Here is a 22,253-nt window from a genome sequence, read left to right on the forward strand (position 1 = left end):
CATGGCTAAACCATATTACGAATTCTTTTGTCCTGTAAAAGTCATTGCCGGTAATGCTGCTTTAGAACATATTCCGTTTGAACTTGCAACTTTAGGTGCAAAGCGGCCACTTATCATTACAGATAAAGGGGTCCGTGCAAATGGCTTACTCAACCCTATTGAAGCTGCATTTAGCACGACTGATGCGGTGATTGGTTATGTTTTTGATGATGTTCCACCAGACTCAAGTCTTGAAGTAGTTCGTCTTGCTGCTGAAGCTTATCGCACAAATAAATGTGATGCGATTATTGCTGTTGGTGGTGGCTCTGTTATTGACACCTCCAAAGCAACCAATATTTTAGTCTCAGAAGGTGGAAATGACCTTCTTCAATATTCTGGCGCTCACAACCTACCAAAACCATTAAAGCCATTTTTTGTGATTCCGACCACTTCAGGTACTGGTTCAGAAGTGACTATGGTTGCTGTGGTTTCCGACACACAAAAGAATGTGAAATTGGCCTTTGCTTCTTATTACTTAATGCCACATGCTGCGATCTTGGATCCACGCATGACATTAACTTTGCCGCCTCACTTAACCGCAATGACTGGTATGGATGCGTTAACACACTGTGTGGAAGCTTATACCTGTATGGCAGCCAATCCACTCAGCGATGCTTATGCAAGTGCAGGTATCAAAAAGATTAGTGAAAATTTATTTAACGTTTTAGAAAATCCAAATGACTCACAAGGTCGTTTAGAGCTTGCACAAGCTTCCACAATGGCAGGTATCGCATTTTCCAATTCGATGGTAGGTCTTGTACACTCTTTAGGACACGCATTAGGTGCGGTCGCTCACCTACCCCACGGTTTATGTATGAACCTATTCTTACCTTATGTGCTTGAATACAACAAACAAGTAAATGGTCAAAAAATTGGTGAGTTACTATTGCCTCTAGCTGGTGCAGATATTTATGCTCAAACTCCAGCAACCCAACGTGCAGATAGAGCAATTACGACTATTTTAGCAATGCGTGATCGCTTGTTTAGCCTAACCAAGTTACCACGTACCTTGCGCGAAACTGGTAAGGTTACTGAAGCTCAACTTGATGAAGTTGCTGAAAAAGCACTAAATGATGGCTCTATTATTTATAATCCTAAGGAAGCAAGCTTAAAAGACATACGTGAGATCTTACAAAAAGCTTGGTAACTTAAGTTTTAGATATTTAAAGTAAAACTTAAAGGTCTGATTTTTATGATAAATCAGACCTTTTTTATATCTATGAATTTTTATTCATCATTTTCTTTGGAAATATGGCAAAAAATTTGCTAAAAATTCCACGAAAGTACTGACAATTTGCATCAATTTAGGATAGATTGGCGCACTTTATCTTTTATGTAGGGGGGATCGTTCGTCTCAAACGATCCTTAACACCAAGCTGATCCTTGATCAACGATTATGAGGATAACGCCGTTGACAAACTTATCTGGGACTAAACCAACAGCTAAGCTCCAAAAGAATCTTGTGCTATGGCACATCATTATTATTGGTTTAGCTTATATTCAACCATTAACTTTATTTGATACTTTTGGTTTAGTATCAGAACGAAGTGGTGGTCATGTACCTACTTCTTATATTTTTGCGTTAGTTGCGATTTTATTGACGTCAATCAGTTATGGACACATGATCAAACGCTATCCTTCTTCAGGATCAGCATATACCTACGCCCAAAAGTCAATTCATCCTAATGTTGGTTTTATGGTGGGTTGGTCATCTTGGCTAGACTATTTACTTTCACCACTCGTCAATATCATTTTGGCCGATATTTATTTAAGAGCATTGTTTCCAGAAGTAAATAATTGGTTATGGGTTATTGGCTTAACTGCACTAATGACTGTTATTAACTTATTCGGCGCACGTTTTGTTGCTCGCTTTAACAGCACAATTGTAGTTATTCAACTTGGTGTAATCTTTTACTTTGTTTATCAAGTGTATACCTTGCTGACCCAAGGTGTATATGCTGACGGTACGTTAAATCCGGATAAAGCTGAATTATGGTCACTCACTCCTTTTTGGAATGATATGACCTCTATTAGTGCTTTGATTGGTGGTGCAACAGTACTGTGCTTTTCTTTTACAGGTTTTGATGCTTTATCTTCACTTGCTGAAGAAACAAAAGATGCAGAAAAAACGCTTCCAAAAGCGATTTTTTCAACAGCACTTCTTGCTGGTGTCATTTTTATCATAAGCACTTACTTTATCCAGCTGTATTTCCCGAGCAACCCTAATACGTACTTTAAGCCTTTAGATGAATCACAACCTGTGATGGTTGCAGCAATTGGTAGCATTGCATTTAAAACATTAGTTTTATACTTTGCCGTGGTTGCAGTAATGGCATCGGGTATTTCAGCACATGCTGGTGTATCTCGCTTAATGTATGTTATGGGACGTGATGGCGTTATCAATAAAAAGTTGTTTGGTCATATTAGCCCAAGACTACATACTCCAACTTACAACATTCTTATTGTTGGTGTAGTTGCGCTGTCTGCTGGCTTTTTAGACCTTGAACATATTGTTAACTTAATTAGTTTCGGGGCCTTAACTGCTTTTAGTTTTGTGAACTTCTCAGTAATTTCGCGCTATGCGCTTAGAGATGGTAAAAACAAATCTGTTAAAGATATTATTAATTACATTATTGTACCGACGCTTGGCTTTGCCAGTGTGTTCCTAATGTGGTTAGAAATTGACAAGCTTGCTTTACAAATTGGCTTGGCTTGGGCAGTGGTTGGTGTAGGTTATCTTGCTTACAAGACCAAAGGCTTTAAATACAATGCTCCTCAACACAACGAGCATGAATAATAAAAAAGGCGCTTAAAGCGCCTTTTTTATGGACTTATTATCCAAATATTTTATTTACAATACCTTGTACGCGTTTTGCATAAAGTTTTGCTGTTTCCAAGTCCCCTGTTGGAATCTCATCAACGCTTGCATCTGATGGCGACTGAACAAGTAGACCTACTGAACCGCCTAGATTATTTACATCTTCACGTGTTGCACTTTTTGTATTTGATGGCGGCAATCCAAGACTCACCCAAATACCACCATGTTGTGATGCTAAAGTTTGTAATTGAATAAGCGTAACTTGCTTATCACCATTTAGACTTGCACTGTTGGTAAAGCCTGCAAATACTTTATCTTCCCAACCACGTGTAAACCAAACTTTTGAAGTTGCATCAGCAAATTTTTTAAATTGCCATGGTGCTGTACCCATATAAGTCGGAGCACCAAAAACAATACCTTTTGCATTGTTTAATGTTTCCCAATCTTGCTCAGTAATATTACCTTCCTGATCAATCTGGATAAGTTGAGCATTAATTTCATTAGCAAAAGTTTCAGCAACTACTTTCGTGTGGCCATAACCAGAGAAATATACAACCGCAATATTAGAATTAGACATGGGAGAAACCTGTGTTTTATTAAATTCCATTTTATGATATATTTTAGAAACTAGGTGTCAATTAGTTACCACTTGGTAACTAGTATATTTTTTTAGAAATAAGTAGGTAAATGGTATGAATGAATGTCTAAAATACAATATTTTTCAACAACATTGCCCTGCTCGTTTATTTTTTGAAAAAATTGCAGATAAGTGGGTTTTACTCATCTTAAATATTCTTGAGGAAGAAACGCAGCACTTCAATTTACTCAAAAAGAATATTCAGGGTATTTCACCTAAAGTCTTGTCACAAAAGTTAAAAATGCTAGAAAGAGATGGCTTTATCGAACGTAAAATTCAAGACACCTCACCTATCCGTGTTGATTACTCACTTACTGCTTTAGGGCAAAATGTAGCTTCAATGGCATTCCAATTAAAGGAATGGGCTGAAACAAACATTGAGCAAGTTTTAGCAGCACAAATCACCTATGATGAAAAAGTACTAGAACAAGCTTAAATTAAAATTAGATCAAAAAAATAAGGCCACCAAGGGCCTTATTTTTTTGTATTTAGGAAACTAACCTAAATTTTTAAAACCTTGCTGACGCCATGCTTCGTAAACAATTACAGCCGTTGCGTTAGACAAATTCAAACTTCTAGAGTTTTCAGCCATTGGCAAGCGAATCCACTGCTCTTGAGGGAACATCAAACGAACATGCTCAGGCAAGCCGCGTGTTTCTGGCCCCATCAGTAAAGCCACAGGTCGATTCAAATCAACTGTATGCGGAGTTGCAGAACCCTTCGTCGTTAGAGGAAAGACATGCTCAACACCTTTTGACTTTAAGTCTGCGAGGCATGCTTCAATATTATCCCAAATCTGCATTCTTGCCCATTCATGATAATCAAGCCCTGCACGTTTAAGCTTTTTATCATCAAGCTCAAAACCTAAAGGCTTAACCAAATGCAATTGAGCCCCTGTATTCGCACATAGTCGAATAATATTTCCTGTGTTTGCAGGAATCTCAGGCTCGTATAGAACAACATGAATCACTTAATTACTCACTTAAATTACTTGTTGGTTAGCTCAGGCAATCATTAACTTGATCGAAGATAATTATTAGCCCACTAGATCCACTGTAACTGTTCACGCAGACGTACGACCTCACCAATAATCGTGAGAGTCGGCGCATGAATTTGATGTTCTGTCACTTTAGATGCGATATCAGCAAGTGACCCCACCACAACCTTTTGTTCAGGGGTTGTACCCTTTGAAATTAATGCAACTGGCATATCTGGGCGCTGTCCGTGAGCGATTAATTGCTCACAAATACGTTCCAAGCCTACTAGGCCCATATAAAGAACTAAAGTCTGGTTCTCATATACCAGCTCATTCCAAGGAAGCTCAGGAGAGCCTTCTTTTAAATGTCCAGTTAAAAAACGTACACTCTGCGCATAATCACGATGAGTGAGCGGAATACCCGCATAAGCTGAACAGCCAGATGCTGCTGTAATACCCGGAACCACCTGAAATGGCACACCAGCTTGGAATAATTCTTGGATCTCTTCACCACCCCGCCCAAAAATAAACGGATCACCGCCTTTTAAACGACAGACACGCTTTCCTTGTTGAGCATATTCAACGAGTAAAGCATTGATCCCATCTTGGGGAACCGAATGATTTGAGCGAGCTTTTCCGACATATATTTTTGTCGCGTCTCGACGGCATAACTCTAAAATAGGTTGAGATACCAAACGATCATAAATGACCACATCAGCTTGCTGCATTAAACGTAAAGCTTTTAAGGTAAGCAGTTCAGGATCACCAGGACCTGCGCCCACTAAATAAACTTCACCTTTAGGTGCTTTCCACTCCTGCAATGCTTGTTCAAGCATGCTATTTGCAACATCTAGACTATCGTTAAAAACCTGCTCTTTTAAAGGACTTGCATACAAGTTTTCCCAAAAAATACGGCGTTCATCGGGATTAGAAATTTTTTCTTTAACCTGATTTCGCCATTTTCCTGAAAACTCAGCTAACTTTCCCATTCCATGCGGAATGGATGTCTCTAACTGTGTACGGATTTGTCGAGATAAAACAGGAGATGTCCCATTTGAAGCAACCGAAATCACTAAAGGTGAACGGTCAATAATCGCAGGAACCATAAAACGACAATGTGGAATATCGTCAACACTGTTTACGAGTAAATGACGTACTTCGCATTGCTCGAAAACTGTTTTATTGACTTGCGGATCATTGGTCGCAGCAATGACGAGTCGATATGGTGTACTTAAAAATTTCTCAGAGAAGACTTCAACAAAATGCTGACCATTTGTTGTTGCCACTAATTGCAGAAGCTGTTCTTCAATTTCAGGAGCAACAATATCAATTATTGCCCCCGCCTTAGCTAATAAAGTTGCCTTGCGTAAAGCAATATGCCCTCCGCCCACAATCAGACAACGTTGCTGCTGCAACTTCAAAGAGATTGGAAAAATATCCACCTTAAACCTCTACATCAATCATCTGATTATGTTTAAGCAAAAAACGTGCACAATTTAGATGCAAATCTTAGTCAATAAAGGTTAAACCACCCATATATGGGCGTAATACTTCTGGAATCTCAATTGAGCCGTCTTCACGTTGGTAATTTTCCATTACCGCAAGCAAAGTACGTCCTACTGCAAGACCTGAGCCATTTAACGTATGCACTAATTCAGTCTTCTTCTGATCCATACGGAAACGCGCTTTCATACGACGTGCTTGGAAATCACCCATATTAGAGCAGCTTGAAATCTCACGATATGTATTTTGGCTTGGAACCCATACTTCTAAATCGTAAGTTTTCATCGCACCAAAGCCCATATCACCACCACAGAGCAAAATTTTGCGGTATGGCAAACCAAGTGCCTGCAAAATGCCCTCAGCATGTGCAGTGAGTTCTTCAAGTGCCTGCATAGATGTTTCAGGTTTAACGATTTGCACCATTTCAACTTTATCAAATTGGTGTTGACGGATTAAGCCACGTGTATCACGTCCATAAGAACCAGCTTCACTACGGAAACATGGTGTATGCGCTGCATATTTTAATGGTAAACGGTCTGCATCAATGATTTCGTCGCGAACAAAGTTTGTGACAGGAACTTCAGCTGTAGGAATAAGGTAGTATTCTTTTTCGCCTTGAAGTTTAAATAAATCTTCTTCAAATTTTGGTAATTGTCCTGTCCCACGAAGTGAGTCAGCATTAACCAAATAAGGTACGTAAGCTTCAGTATAGCCATTCTTTAAAGTATGGGTATCAAGCATGAACTGAGTTAAAGCACGTTGTAGACGCGCTAAAGGCCCCTTCAACACGCTGAAACGTGAACCGGTAAGTTTGGTCGCAGTTTCAAACTCTAGGCCGCCCATCCACTCGCCTAAATCAGTATGATCTTTGATTTCAAAATCGAACTGACGAGGTGTACCCCATTTTGAGATTTCAACGTTATCACTTTCATCCTTACCAACTGGAACAGATTCATCTGGTAAGTTTGGAATGCTTAGTGCTTTTTGCTCAATCTCATTTTGTAGTTCTGATAAAGCAACTTCTGCAGCTTTAATCTCATCACCAATGGCCTGCATACGTGCCATGATTTCAGAAGCATCGCCACCGGATTTTTTAATCTGACCCACTTGTTTAGCACCGGCATTTCGCTCTGCCTGTAACTTTTCAGTTTTTGATTGCAAGTCTTTACGGCGAGTTTCTAAAGATGCCCATTCTTGGACATCTAGCTGAACACCACGTTTTGCCAAAGCTGCATTAACGACTTCAATATTATTTCTGAGTAACTTAGGGTCGATCATAATTAATCATAATATGGGTAAAAAACTGGCTATAGTGTAAGCCCTTAGCACTAAAAAATATAGTGATCATCTTCATATCGAATAGCTTTCACACAATTCTAAGAAGAGACCACATATTTTACATGTTGTAGCTTGGCACACTTGGTAAATACTCAGGTTTAATGAACTTAGCTGCCTCAAAATACGGCAGTGTTAATTCAGTCATACCCTCTGCATAAGAAGCCAATTCATAAACTGGATAAACAAAAACAATCCCATTGGCACCATAGTAGTAATTATCACTTAACTGCAGTTTTTCACGGGTAATATTGTGGTCTTGAAGCCAGTTGGTATTCGCATCAAAAAGTGCATCAACAAGTTGTTTTTCTACATCTGGCTTAATAAGCTCAGCAACAGTAATGTGCTTTTTATTTAATAAATCGAAATTTACAAATTCTTGATGTGACATGCCATGTGCTGCACCTGCGGAGTATGAGTATGTCTGTAAGGCAAAGGTTGCAAGATTATAATTTTGTCCTAAATAACGAACATAAATTGCACTTTGACTTGAACGAGGCTCTCCCTCTGGTACTTCAACAGGTTTATCAGCCAAGTTTGCAAAAGCATTCGGGTCTGCCTTTTTTATACGGTTCGTAAAATAATCATTAATCCATTTTTCATTCGTTTGTACTGTCTGGAAATCATATTCAGTACAGCCATCTTCAAGGCAAACTTTAGACTTTGGTAATTTTACTGGAATTACTTTTGCCTGAATAACAGGAACTTCTGCTTGTTTTTGCTCTTTTACTGAAGCACTAGATGCGGGTTGCTCATCTTTAGCTGCAGATTTTGGCTGACAGCCACTTACTGCCACCATGGTAGCTACCATAGGAAGAATGAAAATAATTTTCTTGTCGTAAAGTCGCATGTTAATCCCCGTATATTCTCTTTTATCACTATACAAAGCGTAAGAATAAGACGGGGTTAAAAAATGTATCTAGGGTTGATATATAAAAAGAAAGCCACCTGAAATGGTGGCTTTCTTAAAGAGTCAGAATAATTATTGATCAATAATATCGGTGCCTTTAGGAGGCGTAAAATTAAAAGTAGAAGCTGGAATTGAAGCATTCACTTTCACATTATTAAATTTCACGTAAGTGGTTTGACCTAAAGAATCTTGTAGCACCATTAATGTAGGTGCTTTGTTTGCACCAAAACTAATCGTTAAACTTTGAAAAGCGCCATCTTCTTTTTTAGGAAATAAAGTGAAGTATAACTTAGACTTATCTGGCTGAGTCACTCGATAAGACTTCATGATTTGATTGGTATTACCTGAGAGCAATAAAGCTGGTGTATCGGCTACTTGTGAATCTAAGCTTTGACGTACGGCTTGTTGTAAATCAGGATCATAAATCCAGACTGTTTTACCACTAGTTACAATAGTCTGTTTAGACGGGCTCACAGTTTCCCAATAAAATTTCCCTGGACGTTCAACCTTCATAGACCCCTTAAACGTCTGGTTCATATGCTGAGCACCTAAACCTTTTTTCTGTACCACAGTTTTTGTATTAGATTTCGTTGTTTGCTCAAAATCGGCAGTTAAACGTTGTAATCCTGACAACTGATTTACCAAGTTCCCAATTGCCTGTTGCTCCGGTGCTGCTACTGGTGCAGCGAACGCTGTAGTACTCATTACAGGAGCAAGCACTGACGCGCTGAGTGTAATAGCACACATGGTTTTACGAAGCATATTCATGTCATCACCTTTTTAGTTGCTGTAAGATAACCTATTAAGCTTTGATTAGAACAAGCAGAATAAGCTCTTCATTTCATGACCCATATTAACCGACAAACTCAGTGCTAATCATTGAGAAAATAAGATATTTTGTTATGTTATTCATATTGTTTGTAGAATTTCATTCATCATGATGAAGATAAAATTAATGAAGTTCCATAAAAAAAGCCCACAAAATGTGGGCTTTTTTTAAAGCTAAAACTTAAACAGCTTCAACTTTTACGTAGCGACGGCCAAATTGACCTTTCACTTCGAATTTTACTACGCCGTCAGCAGTAGCAAATAAAGTATGGTCACGGCCCATACCAACATTTGCACCAGCGTGGAATTCAGTACCACGTTGACGAACGATGATGTTACCAGCAGTTACAGTTTGACCACCGTAAACTTTAACACCTAACATTTTTGGGTTTGAATCACGACCGTTCTTCGTCGATCCACCGGCTTTTTTAGTTGCCATGTCTCTTACTCCTCGTGATTAGCCTGAAATACCAGTAATTTTCAACTCAGTGAACCATTGACGGTGACCTTGTTGCTTACGGTAGTGTTTACGACGACGCATTTTGATAATGCGGATTTTGTCGTGACGACCATGACCAATCACTTCTGCAGTTACTTTAGCGCCAGCTACAACTGGAGCACCGATTTGAATGCTGTCACCATTTACAACCATTAATACATCATCAAATGTAATAGTCGCGCCAGACTCAGCTTTCAATAATTCAACTTTAAGGGTTTCACCCTCAACTACACGGTGCTGTTTACCACCGCTTTGGATTACTGCGTACATAATGTACTCCAATCAGCCCGTGTCGTCGTGTCGATAAAGGGATATATCGATCTTAAAACGAACGCCACTGGGGTTATACAAGGCGACAGATTTTAAGTGAAATTTGATCAAACGACAAGTGCTTTATCTTTATCTATACAACTAGAAGGGGTTATTCTTACACAATAAAAACAGCTTCGATTCGAATTTGGTACTTTTCATTGATTCTGAATAGAATTTAAAATAAAGTTCCAATCACAACTTGCAACAAGAACAAGCTGTATTCATGTTGACGTTATTAAAATTTATTGTTTTGTCGGAAACACATCGTTTTGCCGAAATAAAGAACAAAGAACTCTTCATGAATATACAATGATGAATATCAATTGCTTGTTTCCCTGTTTAATGCACTTTTAATTGATACACTAACGCCAATTATTACCTATACGGGGTTTTTCTTCATATGGTCATCGATTTTAAGCAAGACATTCTCGCTCCTGTTGCTACAGACTTTGCTGCGATGGATCACTTGATTAATGAAGGAATTAGCTCAAAAGTCGGCTTGGTCATGTCGGTAAGTAAACATGTTGTTGAAGCTGGCGGCAAACGTATGCGCCCAATCATGTGTTTACTTGCAGCACGTGCTTGTGGTTTAGAGAACATGGCAAATGCACAGCGTCTGGCAGCCATTATTGAAATGCTCCATACCGCAACTTTAGTGCATGATGATGTGGTCGATGAATCGGGGCTTCGCCGTGGCCGCCCTACTGCCAATGCGACTTGGAACAACCAAACTGCCGTGTTAGTGGGTGACTTCCTTATTGCTCGCGCTTTTGACCTATTGGTCGATTTAAACAACATGACCTTATTAAAAGACTTCTCAACAGGTACATGTGAAATTGCAGAAGGTGAAGTACTACAGCTTCAATCTCAGCATCAACCAGATACAACCGAAGAAACATATTTAAAAATTATTCACGGTAAAACTTCTCGTTTATTTGAACTTGCAACTGAAGGTGCTGCTATTTTGGCGGGCCAAGAAGCCTATCGTGAACCTTTAAGATTATTTGCAGGTCATTTTGGAAATGCCTTCCAAATTATTGACGATATTTTAGACTACACGTCGGATGCTGAAACATTAGGTAAAAATATTGGTGATGATTTGATGGAAGGTAAACCGACTTTACCGTTAATTTCAGCATTAGCACATTCAGCAGGTGAAGAACACGCCATTATTCGTCGTAGTATTGCGACTGGTGGGGTTGACCAACTATCAAAAGTCATTGAAATTGTACAAAAGTCTGGTGCTTTAGATTATTGCCAGCGTCGTGCCCAAGAAGAAACAGAAGCAGCACTGCAAGCCTTATCTATCTTGCCTGATACACCTTATCGTCAGGCATTGATGAATTTAACTCAGCTTGCATTACATCGAATACAGTAGATACTATTTTGCCTATGCATATAAATTTTTCAGATCATTTTTTAAAAATCCAGAAACAGCTTGAAAATCCTCAAGCTGTTATTGATGAAAGTATACTTATTGATTTAGTCAATGCTTTACGGCCATCCGATCCTCACGATACGGAGGAGATACAACAAAAAATACAAGCATTTATTGACAGCCTTTTACTTACCCCTACCGCTTCAGCTCTCTTACAATCCTTTTTATTACGTTTAATTAATCAGTATAAGCAAGTGAGCTTATATGCAGATAGCGGCATTCTGTCTTTAGATGGTTTCTGGAATCAGCTTGGGCAAAGACTCGGTGGCCATTTCCTGCCACTTATTGAAGATTCAAGTCAACTCAAAATTTTGATTGGGAAAATTTTCTATTTAGAAAGTGATTCAATCTGGTTGAATCATATTGATGATAAAAATTGGGCAACGTTATTCGGACTTATTGGACAAAGTAATAGTAATGTCGATGAAAAGCATGCTATTCAACGAGAGATGATTAAGGCTATTACCGTCTTGTCTTATCGGATTAGCGGTATTGGTCTTTATCCCGAGTTTATTAATGCTCAACCTGAGTTAACTGAATACGAATCACCTTTTTTGGTACAAAACCGCGAAATCATTGAGTTTATCGAAAAATATAAAAAACAAGATATTTCTCAACATGACACTGTCGTAACAGTACCTCCAGATGCTTCTCAGGCCTTTGTAATGTTAGAACAATGTCGAGATGTTGTTTTAAAAATACGTCGAGCCACCAAAAGAATCGGTGTTAGTTTAAGTTTGACTTATTTGTTGTCTTTGCTTGAACAATGTTTAGACCGAATTGAATTATTACTTTATCTAGTTGTAGACGACAGTGAAGGACGCTACGTTTCTTTAGGAAACCTAATTTCGGACTTAACTAAAGCCCATTATAGTGAAAAAAGTGTTCGCTCTTTATTAAGCACCACCAGTGAACTCATCGCATTTCAGGTTACAGAAAATGCGAGCCGTACCGGTGAACATTATGTAAGTACAGACACTAAAGGCTTTTGGGGAATGTACAAAGCTGCTGCTGGTGCAGGTGTCATTATTGCCTGCATGGCAACATTAAAGATTCTTGCTGCACGAATGACAATGGCACCGCTCATGCAAGCCTTTACGTTCAGTATGAACTATTCACTTGGTTTTATTCTGATTCACGTACTGCATTTTACCGTTGCAACAAAACAACCTGCGATGACTGCTGCTGCACTGGCTGCAACTGTACAGCAGCGTAAAGGCTCTAAAACTGCACAAATTGCAGAATTAGCAGCACTTATTATCAATATTATTCGAACTCAGTTTATTGCTATTTTGGGTAACATCTCAATTGCGATTCCTACTGCCGCGCTCATTACTTTTGCTTGGCAGTTTTACCTAGATGAGCCTTTATTAACCCATACCAAAGCAACCTATTTATTACATAGCTTAAATCCTTTTACGTCGTTAGCAGTTCCACATGCAGCAATTGCAGGTGTGTGTTTGTTCTTGTCGGGTCTGATTGCAGGCTATTTCGATAATATGGCTGTTTATAGAAAAGTTGGACCACGTTTAAAAGCTCATCGCCGACTACGCAGTTTATTTGGACAAGAACGTCTTAATCGTTTTGCTGAATATATTGAACGTAACTTAGGTGCACTTGCGGGTAACTTTCTATTTGGTGTCATGCTAGGAAGTATGGGAACCATAGGTTTCATCCTTGGTCTACCTCTTGATATTCGACATATTGCCTTTGCCTCAGCGAACTTCATACAAGGTTTAATGACCATTAATGGTAGCCCTGATATTGGTTTGATTATAGTTTCGTTTTTAGGCGTACTCTGTATCGGCCTCACCAACTTATTCGTAAGTTTCACCTTAACGATTATTGTAGCCCTACGCGCACGCCGAGTTCGCTTTGAACAATGGAAACCTTTAGCCAAACTGGTAATGACCCATTTTCTTACACGTCCAAGCGATTTCTTTTGGCCACCCAAACAGCCACTAGAACTCGAAGAAAATACACAAGCTAGTAGCGGAAAAAAAGCAGAACACTGAGTTTTGCTTTGTACATAAAATGTGAATTTCGTCAATTTTGTTGTGATTGTTTTTCCAAATGTTAAAAAAATTTCAAAATGAATTTACGATGATCTATCAGGCTTGAAAAAAAGTGTACTGGCAAGTACACTTTCAACGGCGTTCAATAGTGAAAAAACTATATGAATGAGCAAAGGTGTGTTTATGCCCTATCTATTGCTTTGTATTGGTTGTGTTTTTTTAGGATTAGGTGTTCTTGGTCTTTTTGTACCAAGTCTTCAATCTTTGGACTTGCTCACCGTTCAAACATTGAGTCATCATCGTTTAGATTATCTTAATAGTATAACTACCTTTCTTGCACGCGTAGGCGGCATGCCTTTTGTATGTTTTTTATCCTTTCTAGTATGTGTATATTTAGCATGGTATAAAAAATTTATTACTGTTATTTTCATTAGCTTGGGAGTTATCGGCAGTATCACCATTGGTTGGCTGCTCAAATGGTGTGTTAACCGGCCTAGACCTCCTGCGGCATATCATATTGTTGAAAGTTACGGTGCATCGTTCCCAAGTGCACACAGTGTTTATGCATCAACACTGGCTTGTCTGGCAATGATTATGTTATGCCATAAGCACAACACTAACTCTCCTTATATTGTTTTGATCTCCTGTCTTTGGTTTGTGTGTATGGGGCTTTCAAGAATATATGCAGGAGTTCATTTCCCAACAGATGTACTCGCTGGTTGGGGCATTGGTTTTATTTGGATTGCACTGCTTTGGCTCTGGTTATTACAAACACAAAGTAGGTTAAGTAGAAAACAAATATATTTTTAGATTTTATCTAAACGAGGTGGAACAATGATGTCGGCTAAGCTTTGGGCACCAGCCCTTACTGCTTGCGCATTAGCAACAAGTATCGCACTTGTTGGTTGTAGCAAAGGCTCCGATGAGAAACAGCAAGCTGCTGCTGCTCAGAAAATGCCGCCTGCAGAAGTAGGTGTTATTGTTGCTCAACCACAAAGTGTTGAACAAAGCGTTGAGCTTTCAGGCCGTACTTCAGCATATCAAATTTCTGAAGTTCGCCCTCAAACAAGTGGCGTGATTTTAAAACGTTTATTTGCTGAAGGAAGCTACGTTCGTGAAGGTCAGGCACTTTATGAGCTTGACTCTAGAACGAACCGCGCAACGTTAGAAAATGCAAAAGCATCTCTCCTACAACAACAGGCAAATCTAGCTTCACTACGTACCAAGTTAAATCGTTACAAACAACTTGTTTCTAGTAATGCTGTGTCTAAACAGGAATATGATGATTTACTTGGTCAAGTTAATGTTGCAGAAGCACAAGTTGCTGCAGCTAAGGCTCAAGTAACAAATGCAAATGTAGATCTTGGTTATTCTACAATTCGCTCTCCTATTTCTGGGCAATCTGGACGTTCGACAGTAACGGCTGGTGCTTTGGTTACTGCAAATCAGACTGATCCGTTAGTGACAATTCAACAGTTAGATCCAATCTATGTTGATATTAATCAGTCTAGTGCTGAATTATTGCGTTTACGTCAACAATTGAGTAAAGGCAGTCTAAATAATAGTAACAACACGAAAGTAAAATTAAAGCTTGAAGATGGTTCTACCTACCCAATCGAAGGCCAGCTTGCTTTCTCTGATGCTTCTGTAAACCAAGATACAGGAACAATTACATTACGTGCCGTATTCTCTAACCCGAATCATTTATTGCTTCCGGGTATGTATACCACTGCACAAATTGTTCAGGGTGTTGTTCCAAATGCTTATCTGATCCCACAAGCAGCCATTACACGTCTACCTACAGGTCAAGCTGTAGCAATGCTTGTTAATGCTAAAGGGGCTGTTGAGAGTCGTCCTGTTGAAACCTCAGGTGTTCAAGGACAAAACTGGATTGTGACAAACGGCTTAAAAGCCGGTGATAAAGTCATTGTTGATGGTGTTGCCAAAGTTAAAGAAGGGCAAGAAGTATCGGCAAAACCTTATCAAGCTCAACCAGCAAATCCTCAAGGTGCAGCACCAAATGCTGCTAAACCGGCTCAATCAGGTAAACCTCAAGCAGAACAGAAAGCAGCTTCAAATGCATAAGGGGTAGATTGAATGGCACAATTTTTTATTCATCGCCCCATCTTTGCGTGGGTGATTGCATTAGTCATTATGTTGGCGGGTATTCTCACGCTAACAAAAATGCCTATTGCACAGTATCCAACGATTGCACCACCAACAGTCACAATTGCTGCGACTTACCCTGGTGCATCGGCTGAAACCGTTGAAAATACCGTAACCCAGATCATTGAACAACAAATGAATGGTCTTGATGGCTTACGCTATATTTCATCTAACAGTGCTGGTAATGGTCAGGCATCTATTCAGTTAAACTTTGAGCAAGGGGTTGACCCTGATATTGCACAAGTTCAGGTTCAAAACAAATTGCAATCTGCAACTGCTCTTCTACCTGAAGATGTACAACGTCAAGGTGTAACTGTTACTAAATCTGGTGCAAGCTTCTTGCAAGTTATTGCATTTTACTCACCAGATAACAGCCTGTCAGACTCAGACATTAAAGACTATGTAAACTCGACAATTAAAGAACCGCTTAGCCGTGTTGCTGGTGTTGGTGAAGTACAAGTATTTGGTGGTTCATACGCAATGCGTATTTGGCTTGATCCGGCCAAACTAACAAGTTATCAACTCACTCCAAGTGATATTGCGACTGCATTACAAGCACAAAACTCGCAAGTTGCTGTAGGTCAGTTAGGTGGCGCACCTGCCGTACAAGGTCAAGTACTTAACGCAACAGTAAACGCACAAAGCTTGTTACAGACTCCGGAACAGTTTAAAAATATCTTCTTAAAGAACACAGCATCTGGTGCTGAAGTTCGTTTAAAAGATGTTGCTCGCGTAGAGTTAGGTTCTGATAACTACCAGTTCGACTCAAAATTTAATGGTAAACCAGCAGGCGGTCTTGCAATTAAAATTGCAACAGGTGCAAACGCACTAGATACAGCTGCTGCTGTTGAACAACGTTTATCTGAATTACGTAAGAACTATCCAGCAGGTCTTGCTGATAAATTGGCTTATGACACGACTCCATTCATCCGTCTTTCAATTGAAAGTGTAGTACACACATTAATTGAAGCTGTGATTTTGGTATTCATTGTCATGTTCCTATTTTTACAAAACTGGCGCGCAACGATTATTCCAACGCTTGCAGTTCCAGTAGTTGTATTAGGTACATTTGCTGTTATTAATATTTTCGGTTTCTCGATTAACACTTTAACCATGTTTGCTATGGTATTGGCAATCGGTCTTCTGGTCGATGACGCCATTGTTGTAGTCGAAAACGTTGAACGTGTAATGAGCGAAGACCATACCGATCCGGTTACGGCAACTTCTCGTTCAATGCAGCAGATTTCTGGTGCGTTAGTGGGTATTACCAGTGTATTGACAGCGGTATTCGTACCAATGGCCTTCTTTGGTGGTACAACGGGTGTAATTTACCGTCAATTCTCGATTACTCTTGTAACAGCAATGGTTCTATCGCTAATTGTAGCGTTAACATTCACCCCTGCACTTTGTGCAACTATTTTAAAACAGCATGATCCGAACAAAGAACCAAGCAATAATATCTTTGCTCGTTTCTTTAGAAGCTTTAACAATGGTTTTGACCGCATGTCGCATAGCTACCAAAATGGTGTTAGCCGCATGCTTAAAGGCAAAATCTTCTCTGGCGTTCTTTATGCTGTTGTAGTTGCCCTTTTAGTATTCTTGTTCCAAAAACTCCCATCTTCATTCTTACCAGAAGAAGATCAGGGCGTTGTAATGACACTTGTTCAACTCCCTCCAAATGCAACGCTTGACCGCACAGGTAAAGTGATTGATACCATGACAAACTTCTTCATGAATGAAAAAGACACTGTTGAGTCTGTCTTTGCCGTTTCTGGTTTCTCATTCACAGGTGTGGGTCAAAATGCTGGTATTGGATTTATTAAGTTAAAAGACTGGAGCAAGCGTACATCACCAGAAACTCAAATCGGTGCATTAATTAAACGTGGTATGGCATTAAATATGATCGTTAAAGACGCATCTTATATCATGCCATTACAACTACCAGCGATGCCTGAATTGGGTGTAACTGCTGGATTTAACTTACAGCTTAAAGATTCAAGTGGTCAAGGCCATGAGAAACTGATTGCCGCTCGTAACACGATTTTAGGTCTAGCATCACAAGATAAACGCCTTATGGGTGTACGTCCAAATGGTCAGGAAGATACACCTCAGTATCAAATTAATGTAGATCAGGCTCAAGCTGGCGCAATGGGTGTGAGCATTGCTGACATCAACAATACAATGCGTATTGCATGGGGTGGTTCATACATTAACGACTTCGTTGACCGTGGTCGTGTGAAAAAAGTTTATGTTCAAGGTGATGCGGGTAGCCGTATGATGCCTGAAGACTTAAACAAGTGGTATGTACGTAATAACAAAGGTGAAATGGTTCCATTCTCTGCATTTGCTACTGGTGAATGGACTTATGGTTCTCCTCGTCTTGAACGTTATAACGGCGTATCATCGGTTAACATTCAAGGTACTCCTGCAACTGGCGTGAGCTCTGGTGATGCCATGAAAGCAATGGAAGAAATTATTGGTAAGTTACCATCTATGGGCTTACAAGGTTTCGACTATGAATGGACAGGTTTATCACTTGAAGAACGTGAGTCTGGTGCTCAAGCTCCATTCTTATATGCGCTTTCATTGTTAATCGTATTCCTTTGCTTAGCAGCATTGTATGAAAGCTGGTCAATTCCATTCTCGGTTTTACTTGTGGTACCACTTGGTGTCATTGGTGCAATCGTATTGACTTACTTGGGTATGATTATTAAAGGAGATCCAAATCTCTCAAATAACATTTACTTCCAAGTAGCAATTATTGCGGTGATCGGCCTTTCTGCAAAAAATGCGATCTTGATTGTCGAATTCGCAAAAGAGCTGCAAGAGAAAGGTGAAGACTTGCTTGATGCAACTTTACATGCTGCAAAAATGCGTTTACGCCCAATTATCATGACGACCCTTGCCTTCGGTTTCGGTGTACTTCCACTTGCTCTTTCAACAGGTGCTGGTGCAGGAAGTCAACACTCGGTAGGCTTTGGTGTACTTGGTGGCGTACTCAGTGCAACGTTCTTAGGTATCTTCTTTATCCCTGTATTCTATGTGTGGATTCGTAGTATCTTTAAGTACAAACCAAAAACCATAAACACTCAGGAGCATAAATCGTGATGCAAAAAGTATGGTCTATTTCAGGTCGTAGCATTGCGGTATCTGCACTTGCGCTTGCTTTGGCAGCTTGTCAAAGCATGCGCGGCCCAGAACCAGTCGTGAAAACCGATATACCACAAAGCTATGCATATAACAGCGCTTCTGGTACGTCTATTGCTGAACAAGGTTATAAGCAGTTCTTTGCTGATCCTCGTTTGCTCGAAGTGATTGATTTGGCTCTTGCCAACAACCGTGACTTGCGTACAGCAACGCTCAATATTGAACGTGCTCAAGAGCAATATCAGATTACAAAGAACAATCAGCTTCCAACTATTGGTGCAAGCGCTAGTGCGATTCGTCAAGTTACTCCAAGCAGTAATCCAAATAACCCCTACTCTACTTATCAAGTAGGTCTGGGTGTAACTGCTTACGAGCTTGATTTTTGGGGTCGTGTTCGTAGTCTAAAAGATGCTGCTTTAGATAGTTATCTTTCAACTCAAAGTGCTCGCGATTCGACTCAAATCAGTCTTATCAGCGAAGTTGCTCAAGCATGGTTAAATTATTCGTTTGCAACAGCAAACTTACGACTTGCAGAGCAAACACTTAAAGCACAGCAAGACTCTTACAATCTCAACAAAAAACGTTTTGATGTAGGTATCGACAGTGAAGTTCCATTACGTCAGGCACAGATTTCTGTAGAAACTGCGCGTAATGACGTAGCGAACTACAAAACTCAAATTGCCCAAGCACAAAACTTGTTGAACTTACTTGTGGGTCAACCAGTTGCACAAAACTTGTTGCCTACACAACCAGTAAAACGTGTTGCTCAGCAAAATGTATTCACTGCTGGTTTACCAAGTGACTTGTTAAACAACCGTCCAGATGTAAAAGCGGCTGAATATAACTTAAGCGCTGCGGGTGCGAATATTGGTGCTGCAAAAGCACGTTTATTCCCAACCATTAGCTTAACGGGTTCAGCTGGTTATGCATCAACTGACTTAAGTGATCTATTTAAGTCTGGTGGTTTTGCATGGTCAATTGGCCCAAGTTTAGATTTACCAATCTTTGACTGGGGCACTCGTCGTGCCAATGTAAAAATTTCTGAAACTGATCAGAAAATTGCATTGTCTAATTATGAAAAATCAGTTCAATCTGCGTTCCGCGAAGTGAATGATGCACTTGCTACACGTGCCAACATTGGTGACCGTTTAACAGCACAACAACGTTTGGTAGAAGCAACTAACCGCAACTACACACTTTCAAATGCTCGCTTCCGTGCTGGTATTGATAGTTACCTGACTGTTCTTGATGCACAGCGTTCATCTTATTCAGCAGAACAAGGTTTGTTATTGCTTCAACAAGCAAACTTAAACAACCAAATCGAGTTATATAAAACTCTAGGTGGTGGTTTAAAATCAAACTCTTCAGATACAGTGGTACATCAACCATCAAGTGCTGAACTGAAAAAGCAATAAGCTTTAAATCTGATTTTCATAAAAGCTCACTTCGGTGGGCTTTTTTATTGCAACTCATCTGAATATTTTCTATCTTGAATTTTCAAGAAATGTCGATTGAAAAAAACAATGTTATTAAGTAATTTAGAAAGCGTTCCAGGCCATCAAATTTTAAAACAACTCGATGTTGTGTATGGAAGCACTGTTCGTAGCAAACATGTAGGCCGTGACCTCATGGCAAGTTTAAAAAACATTGTGGGTGGTGAACTTACAGGCTACACCGAACTTTTAGAAGAATCCCGCCAAGAAGCCATGGATCGTATGATTGCCAAAGCCCAACAGCTTGGCGCAAATGCAATTGTTGGTATTCGTTTTTCAACGTCAAACATTGCTCAAGGCGCTTCCGAGCTATTTGTATATGGCACAGCAGTCGTTGTGCAACCTCAAACTCCACATCTACCAGATCCATTTAAAGTATAGGTAGAAAATGGACAATCTTATTTTTCAGCTTGTTGTTTTTCTCATTCTTTTTAGCATTGGATGGGCTTTTGGTCGCCATATTGAGCGAAAGCATTTGAATGAACTTCTAGAAAAAGAGCAACAATTTGCCCATATCAGAATTGATACCAACCGTTTTGCAACAAGTGATCAGTTGGGGCATTTTATTAGCAGTAATGTAGTCATTTCACATGACTATTTTAAATATGTATTGGCTTCTATAAAAAACGTTTTAGGTGGACGTCTTAGCAGTTATGAAAGTATTGTTGAGCGTGCTCGCCGCGAAGCTATTATTCGTTTAAAACAACAAGCACATAGTGTAGGTGCGAACCATATTATGGGAGTTCGGCTGAGTACAACCGAACTCGGTATGCAAGGCGGAATGGTTGAGGTTTTTGCTTATGGTACAGCAGTCAAAGACTAGCACTGCCCCATAGCAGAAAAGTGAATACGTGGATTGCCAATATTTTTAGTTAAGTGTTGGCAAATTCCGGTAATTTTCCATTTATCCTGTTGTTTTGCCAAAGTAAAATAATAGCGACCAAAAGAATGAAAATAATCATTTTCCGAAAAACGGTAAATTTGATAATTACACTCTAGCCATGCTCGGTCTTGTTCAATCCGAATAAGAGGATTACTCAAATTGTGCTGTAGTCGTAAATGCGACAAAGCTTGTTGCCGAGAACCTTTAAATTCATGACAAGACACCACACATAAAGGTTCTCCTCTAAACTGGAAATAGTCCACCTCAAGTTGATCTGCCAATAACTCATCAAACGCATCCCAATTTTTCTGGTCAAAGACCAATTGAAAACGCGTTACAACGTCTAAGATACGATGGTAGTCTTGATCCATGGTGAACCTTCTATGTGGGTTTTTCCATCAATTTAGCACGGCGAAATCTCTTTTTTATTTCACTTTTGTTTTTCGTATCATTTTATAAAGTAATTTCGGGGACATACGGGAAACCATTACACCTAATTTTTCTTTCGTTCCGCCCACTACTATATACTCTTGCCCTTGCATTAACGCCTTAACTGACTGTTCTGCAAAAACATCTGCTTCTAATCCATTTTCAATTGCTTCGTCTTGATGGCCTTGAGGCTGCCCTGCACCATTTAGTGCATTAAATGAAACATTGGTTTTTACAAAGCCCGGGAAAATCACAGAAACTTCAACGCCCTGATCTGAAACTTCAGCACGTAAACTGTTAGCCCACATGTGAATTGCAGCTTTAGCAGCCGAATAACTTGCACGATACTGCGTACCTAATAGCCCTGCTACACTAGAGACAAATACAACTCGGCCAGACTTTTGTTTGAGCATCGTCGGCAGCACAGTTTTGGTTAATGCCACTTGCGAGAAATAATCGACTTCCATAATGGCTCTTTCAGTTTCCATTGTGGTGTCCTGAATCAAAGCACGTTGACTTAAACCCGCATTATTAATAAGCCAATCAATTCGGCCTTTGGCTTTTAAAATCTGCTCATACGCTTCTTGAACTTGCTCTTGCTTGGTAATGTCTGCAACTACAGACAGATGTTGGTCTGGATGCAGTAAACCAACACGGACTTCCTCTAACTCTTCGAAGCGACGTGAAGTTAAAATCACTTGAGCACCTTGCAGAGCAAACTCACCAGCTAAAGCTTTCCCTAAACCGGAAGATGCTCCCGTAATCCACACCACTTTATTTTGCAAAGTATCAAGTTTGGCCATTTTAACTTCCTATTATCTTTTT

General features: G+C 39.7%; 21 protein-coding genes and 1 pseudogene. 12 read left to right on the forward strand and 10 right to left on the reverse strand.

The window, feature by feature from the left end:
• The first annotated feature begins 1 nt into the window (after position 1).
• Complete coding sequence (locus ACLCEG_RS13875) at positions 2-1,186, forward strand: iron-containing alcohol dehydrogenase (RefSeq protein WP_134263117.1); 1,185 nt, start codon at positions 2-4, stop codon at positions 1,184-1,186.
• Positions 1,187-1,450: 264 nt separating this feature from the next.
• Positions 1,451-2,836: an APC family permease gene (locus ACLCEG_RS13880; protein WP_019457184.1), complete on the forward strand. Its 1,386-nt coding sequence runs from the start codon at positions 1,451-1,453 to the stop codon at positions 2,834-2,836.
• Between the two features lie 37 nt (positions 2,837-2,873).
• Here the strand turns inward: ACLCEG_RS13880 and ACLCEG_RS13885 are convergent, their stop codons facing one another.
• A complete protein-coding gene (locus ACLCEG_RS13885) occupies positions 2,874-3,434 on the reverse strand; it encodes a flavodoxin family protein (protein WP_019457185.1) in 561 nt (186 codons plus the stop codon).
• A gap of 115 nt (positions 3,435-3,549) precedes the next feature.
• Between ACLCEG_RS13885 and ACLCEG_RS13890 the strand changes: the two genes are divergently transcribed.
• Entirely contained in the window at positions 3,550-3,930 is a 381-nt protein-coding gene (locus ACLCEG_RS13890; protein ID WP_019457186.1) for a winged helix-turn-helix transcriptional regulator, read from the forward strand.
• A gap of 60 nt (positions 3,931-3,990) precedes the next feature.
• Here the strand turns inward: ACLCEG_RS13890 and ACLCEG_RS13895 are convergent, their stop codons facing one another.
• From ACLCEG_RS13895 to rplU, 7 genes are all read right to left on the reverse strand, one after another.
• Positions 3,991-4,464 (reverse strand): tRNA (cytidine(34)-2'-O)-methyltransferase, encoded by a 474-nt coding sequence (locus tag ACLCEG_RS13895; RefSeq protein WP_002051239.1) that lies wholly within the window; start codon positions 4,462-4,464, stop codon positions 3,991-3,993.
• A gap of 74 nt (positions 4,465-4,538) precedes the next feature.
• Positions 4,539-5,912 carry a siroheme synthase CysG gene (cysG, locus tag ACLCEG_RS13900; protein WP_410567929.1) on the reverse strand — a complete coding sequence of 458 codons (1,374 nt, stop codon included), beginning with the start codon at positions 5,910-5,912 and terminating at the stop codon, positions 4,539-4,541.
• A gap of 67 nt (positions 5,913-5,979) precedes the next feature.
• The gene (serS, locus tag ACLCEG_RS13905) at positions 5,980-7,251 is read right to left on the reverse strand and encodes a serine--tRNA ligase (RefSeq protein WP_174722535.1); all 1,272 of its coding nucleotides are present in this window, start codon (positions 7,249-7,251) and stop codon (positions 5,980-5,982) included.
• 118 nt (positions 7,252-7,369) lie between these two features.
• On the reverse strand, positions 7,370-8,158 hold the full coding sequence (locus tag ACLCEG_RS13910; protein ID WP_410567931.1) for an RsiV family protein: 789 nt from the start codon (positions 8,156-8,158) through the stop codon (positions 7,370-7,372).
• A 132-nt stretch (positions 8,159-8,290) separates the two neighbouring features.
• Positions 8,291-8,986 (reverse strand): outer membrane lipoprotein chaperone LolA, encoded by a 696-nt coding sequence (gene lolA, locus ACLCEG_RS13915; protein ID WP_039250044.1) that lies wholly within the window; start codon positions 8,984-8,986, stop codon positions 8,291-8,293.
• A 241-nt stretch (positions 8,987-9,227) separates the two neighbouring features.
• Positions 9,228-9,485, reverse strand: coding sequence for a 50S ribosomal protein L27 (rpmA, locus tag ACLCEG_RS13920; RefSeq protein ID WP_004705871.1), 258 nt, complete (start codon positions 9,483-9,485; stop codon positions 9,228-9,230).
• An 18-nt stretch (positions 9,486-9,503) separates the two neighbouring features.
• A complete protein-coding gene (gene rplU, locus ACLCEG_RS13925; protein WP_004705870.1) occupies positions 9,504-9,815 on the reverse strand; it encodes a 50S ribosomal protein L21 in 312 nt (103 codons plus the stop codon).
• Between the two features lie 96 nt (positions 9,816-9,911).
• Here rplU and ACLCEG_RS13930 point away from each other — a divergent pair.
• The 9 genes and pseudogenes from ACLCEG_RS13930 to ACLCEG_RS13970 all read left to right on the forward strand — a co-directional run bounded on the left by ACLCEG_RS13930 (position 9,912) and on the right by ACLCEG_RS13970 (position 20,939).
• Positions 9,912-10,211: pseudogene (locus ACLCEG_RS13930) on the forward strand (hypothetical protein).
• Positions 10,212-10,257: 46 nt separating this feature from the next.
• Complete coding sequence (gene sdsA, locus ACLCEG_RS13935; protein WP_410567933.1) at positions 10,258-11,235, forward strand: All-trans-nonaprenyl-diphosphate synthase; 978 nt, start codon at positions 10,258-10,260, stop codon at positions 11,233-11,235.
• 14 nt (positions 11,236-11,249) lie between these two features.
• Positions 11,250-13,310 (forward strand): site-specific recombinase, encoded by a 2,061-nt coding sequence (locus tag ACLCEG_RS13940; protein ID WP_410567935.1) that lies wholly within the window; start codon positions 11,250-11,252, stop codon positions 13,308-13,310.
• Between the two features lie 183 nt (positions 13,311-13,493).
• Complete coding sequence (locus ACLCEG_RS13945) at positions 13,494-14,120, forward strand: phosphatase PAP2 family protein (RefSeq protein WP_004705866.1); 627 nt, start codon at positions 13,494-13,496, stop codon at positions 14,118-14,120.
• 24 nt (positions 14,121-14,144) lie between these two features.
• Positions 14,145-15,395 carry a multidrug efflux RND transporter periplasmic adaptor subunit AdeI gene (gene adeI, locus ACLCEG_RS13950; protein ID WP_004705865.1) on the forward strand — a complete coding sequence of 417 codons (1,251 nt, stop codon included), beginning with the start codon at positions 14,145-14,147 and terminating at the stop codon, positions 15,393-15,395.
• 12 nt (positions 15,396-15,407) lie between these two features.
• Positions 15,408-18,584 (forward strand): multidrug efflux RND transporter permease subunit AdeJ, encoded by a 3,177-nt coding sequence (gene adeJ / locus ACLCEG_RS13955; protein ID WP_019457193.1) that lies wholly within the window; start codon positions 15,408-15,410, stop codon positions 18,582-18,584.
• Entirely contained in the window at positions 18,584-20,038 is a 1,455-nt protein-coding gene (gene adeK / locus ACLCEG_RS13960; RefSeq protein ID WP_004705863.1) for a multidrug efflux RND transporter outer membrane channel subunit AdeK, read from the forward strand. Before adeJ ends, adeK begins: the two co-directional genes overlap by 1 nt.
• 108 nt (positions 20,039-20,146) lie before the next feature.
• Positions 20,147-20,497, forward strand: coding sequence for a YbjQ family protein (locus tag ACLCEG_RS13965; protein WP_019457194.1), 351 nt, complete (start codon positions 20,147-20,149; stop codon positions 20,495-20,497).
• 7 nt (positions 20,498-20,504) lie between these two features.
• Positions 20,505-20,939, forward strand: coding sequence for a YbjQ family protein (locus ACLCEG_RS13970; protein WP_068936337.1), 435 nt, complete (start codon positions 20,505-20,507; stop codon positions 20,937-20,939).
• On the opposite strand, the gene ACLCEG_RS13975 is transcribed toward ACLCEG_RS13970, so the two are convergent.
• Entirely contained in the window at positions 20,936-21,370 is a 435-nt protein-coding gene (locus tag ACLCEG_RS13975; protein ID WP_004705860.1) for a nuclear transport factor 2 family protein, read from the reverse strand. The genes ACLCEG_RS13970 and ACLCEG_RS13975 overlap by 4 nt on opposite strands.
• Before the next feature lie 54 nt (positions 21,371-21,424).
• The gene (locus tag ACLCEG_RS13980) at positions 21,425-22,231 is read right to left on the reverse strand and encodes an SDR family NAD(P)-dependent oxidoreductase (RefSeq protein ID WP_100192996.1); all 807 of its coding nucleotides are present in this window, start codon (positions 22,229-22,231) and stop codon (positions 21,425-21,427) included.
• Positions 22,232-22,253: the final 22 nt, after the last annotated feature.

This window comes from Acinetobacter sp. H1(2024) (assembly GCF_046557555.1).
GTDB classification, from domain to species: Bacteria; Pseudomonadota; Gammaproteobacteria; order Pseudomonadales; family Moraxellaceae; genus Acinetobacter; species Acinetobacter seifertii.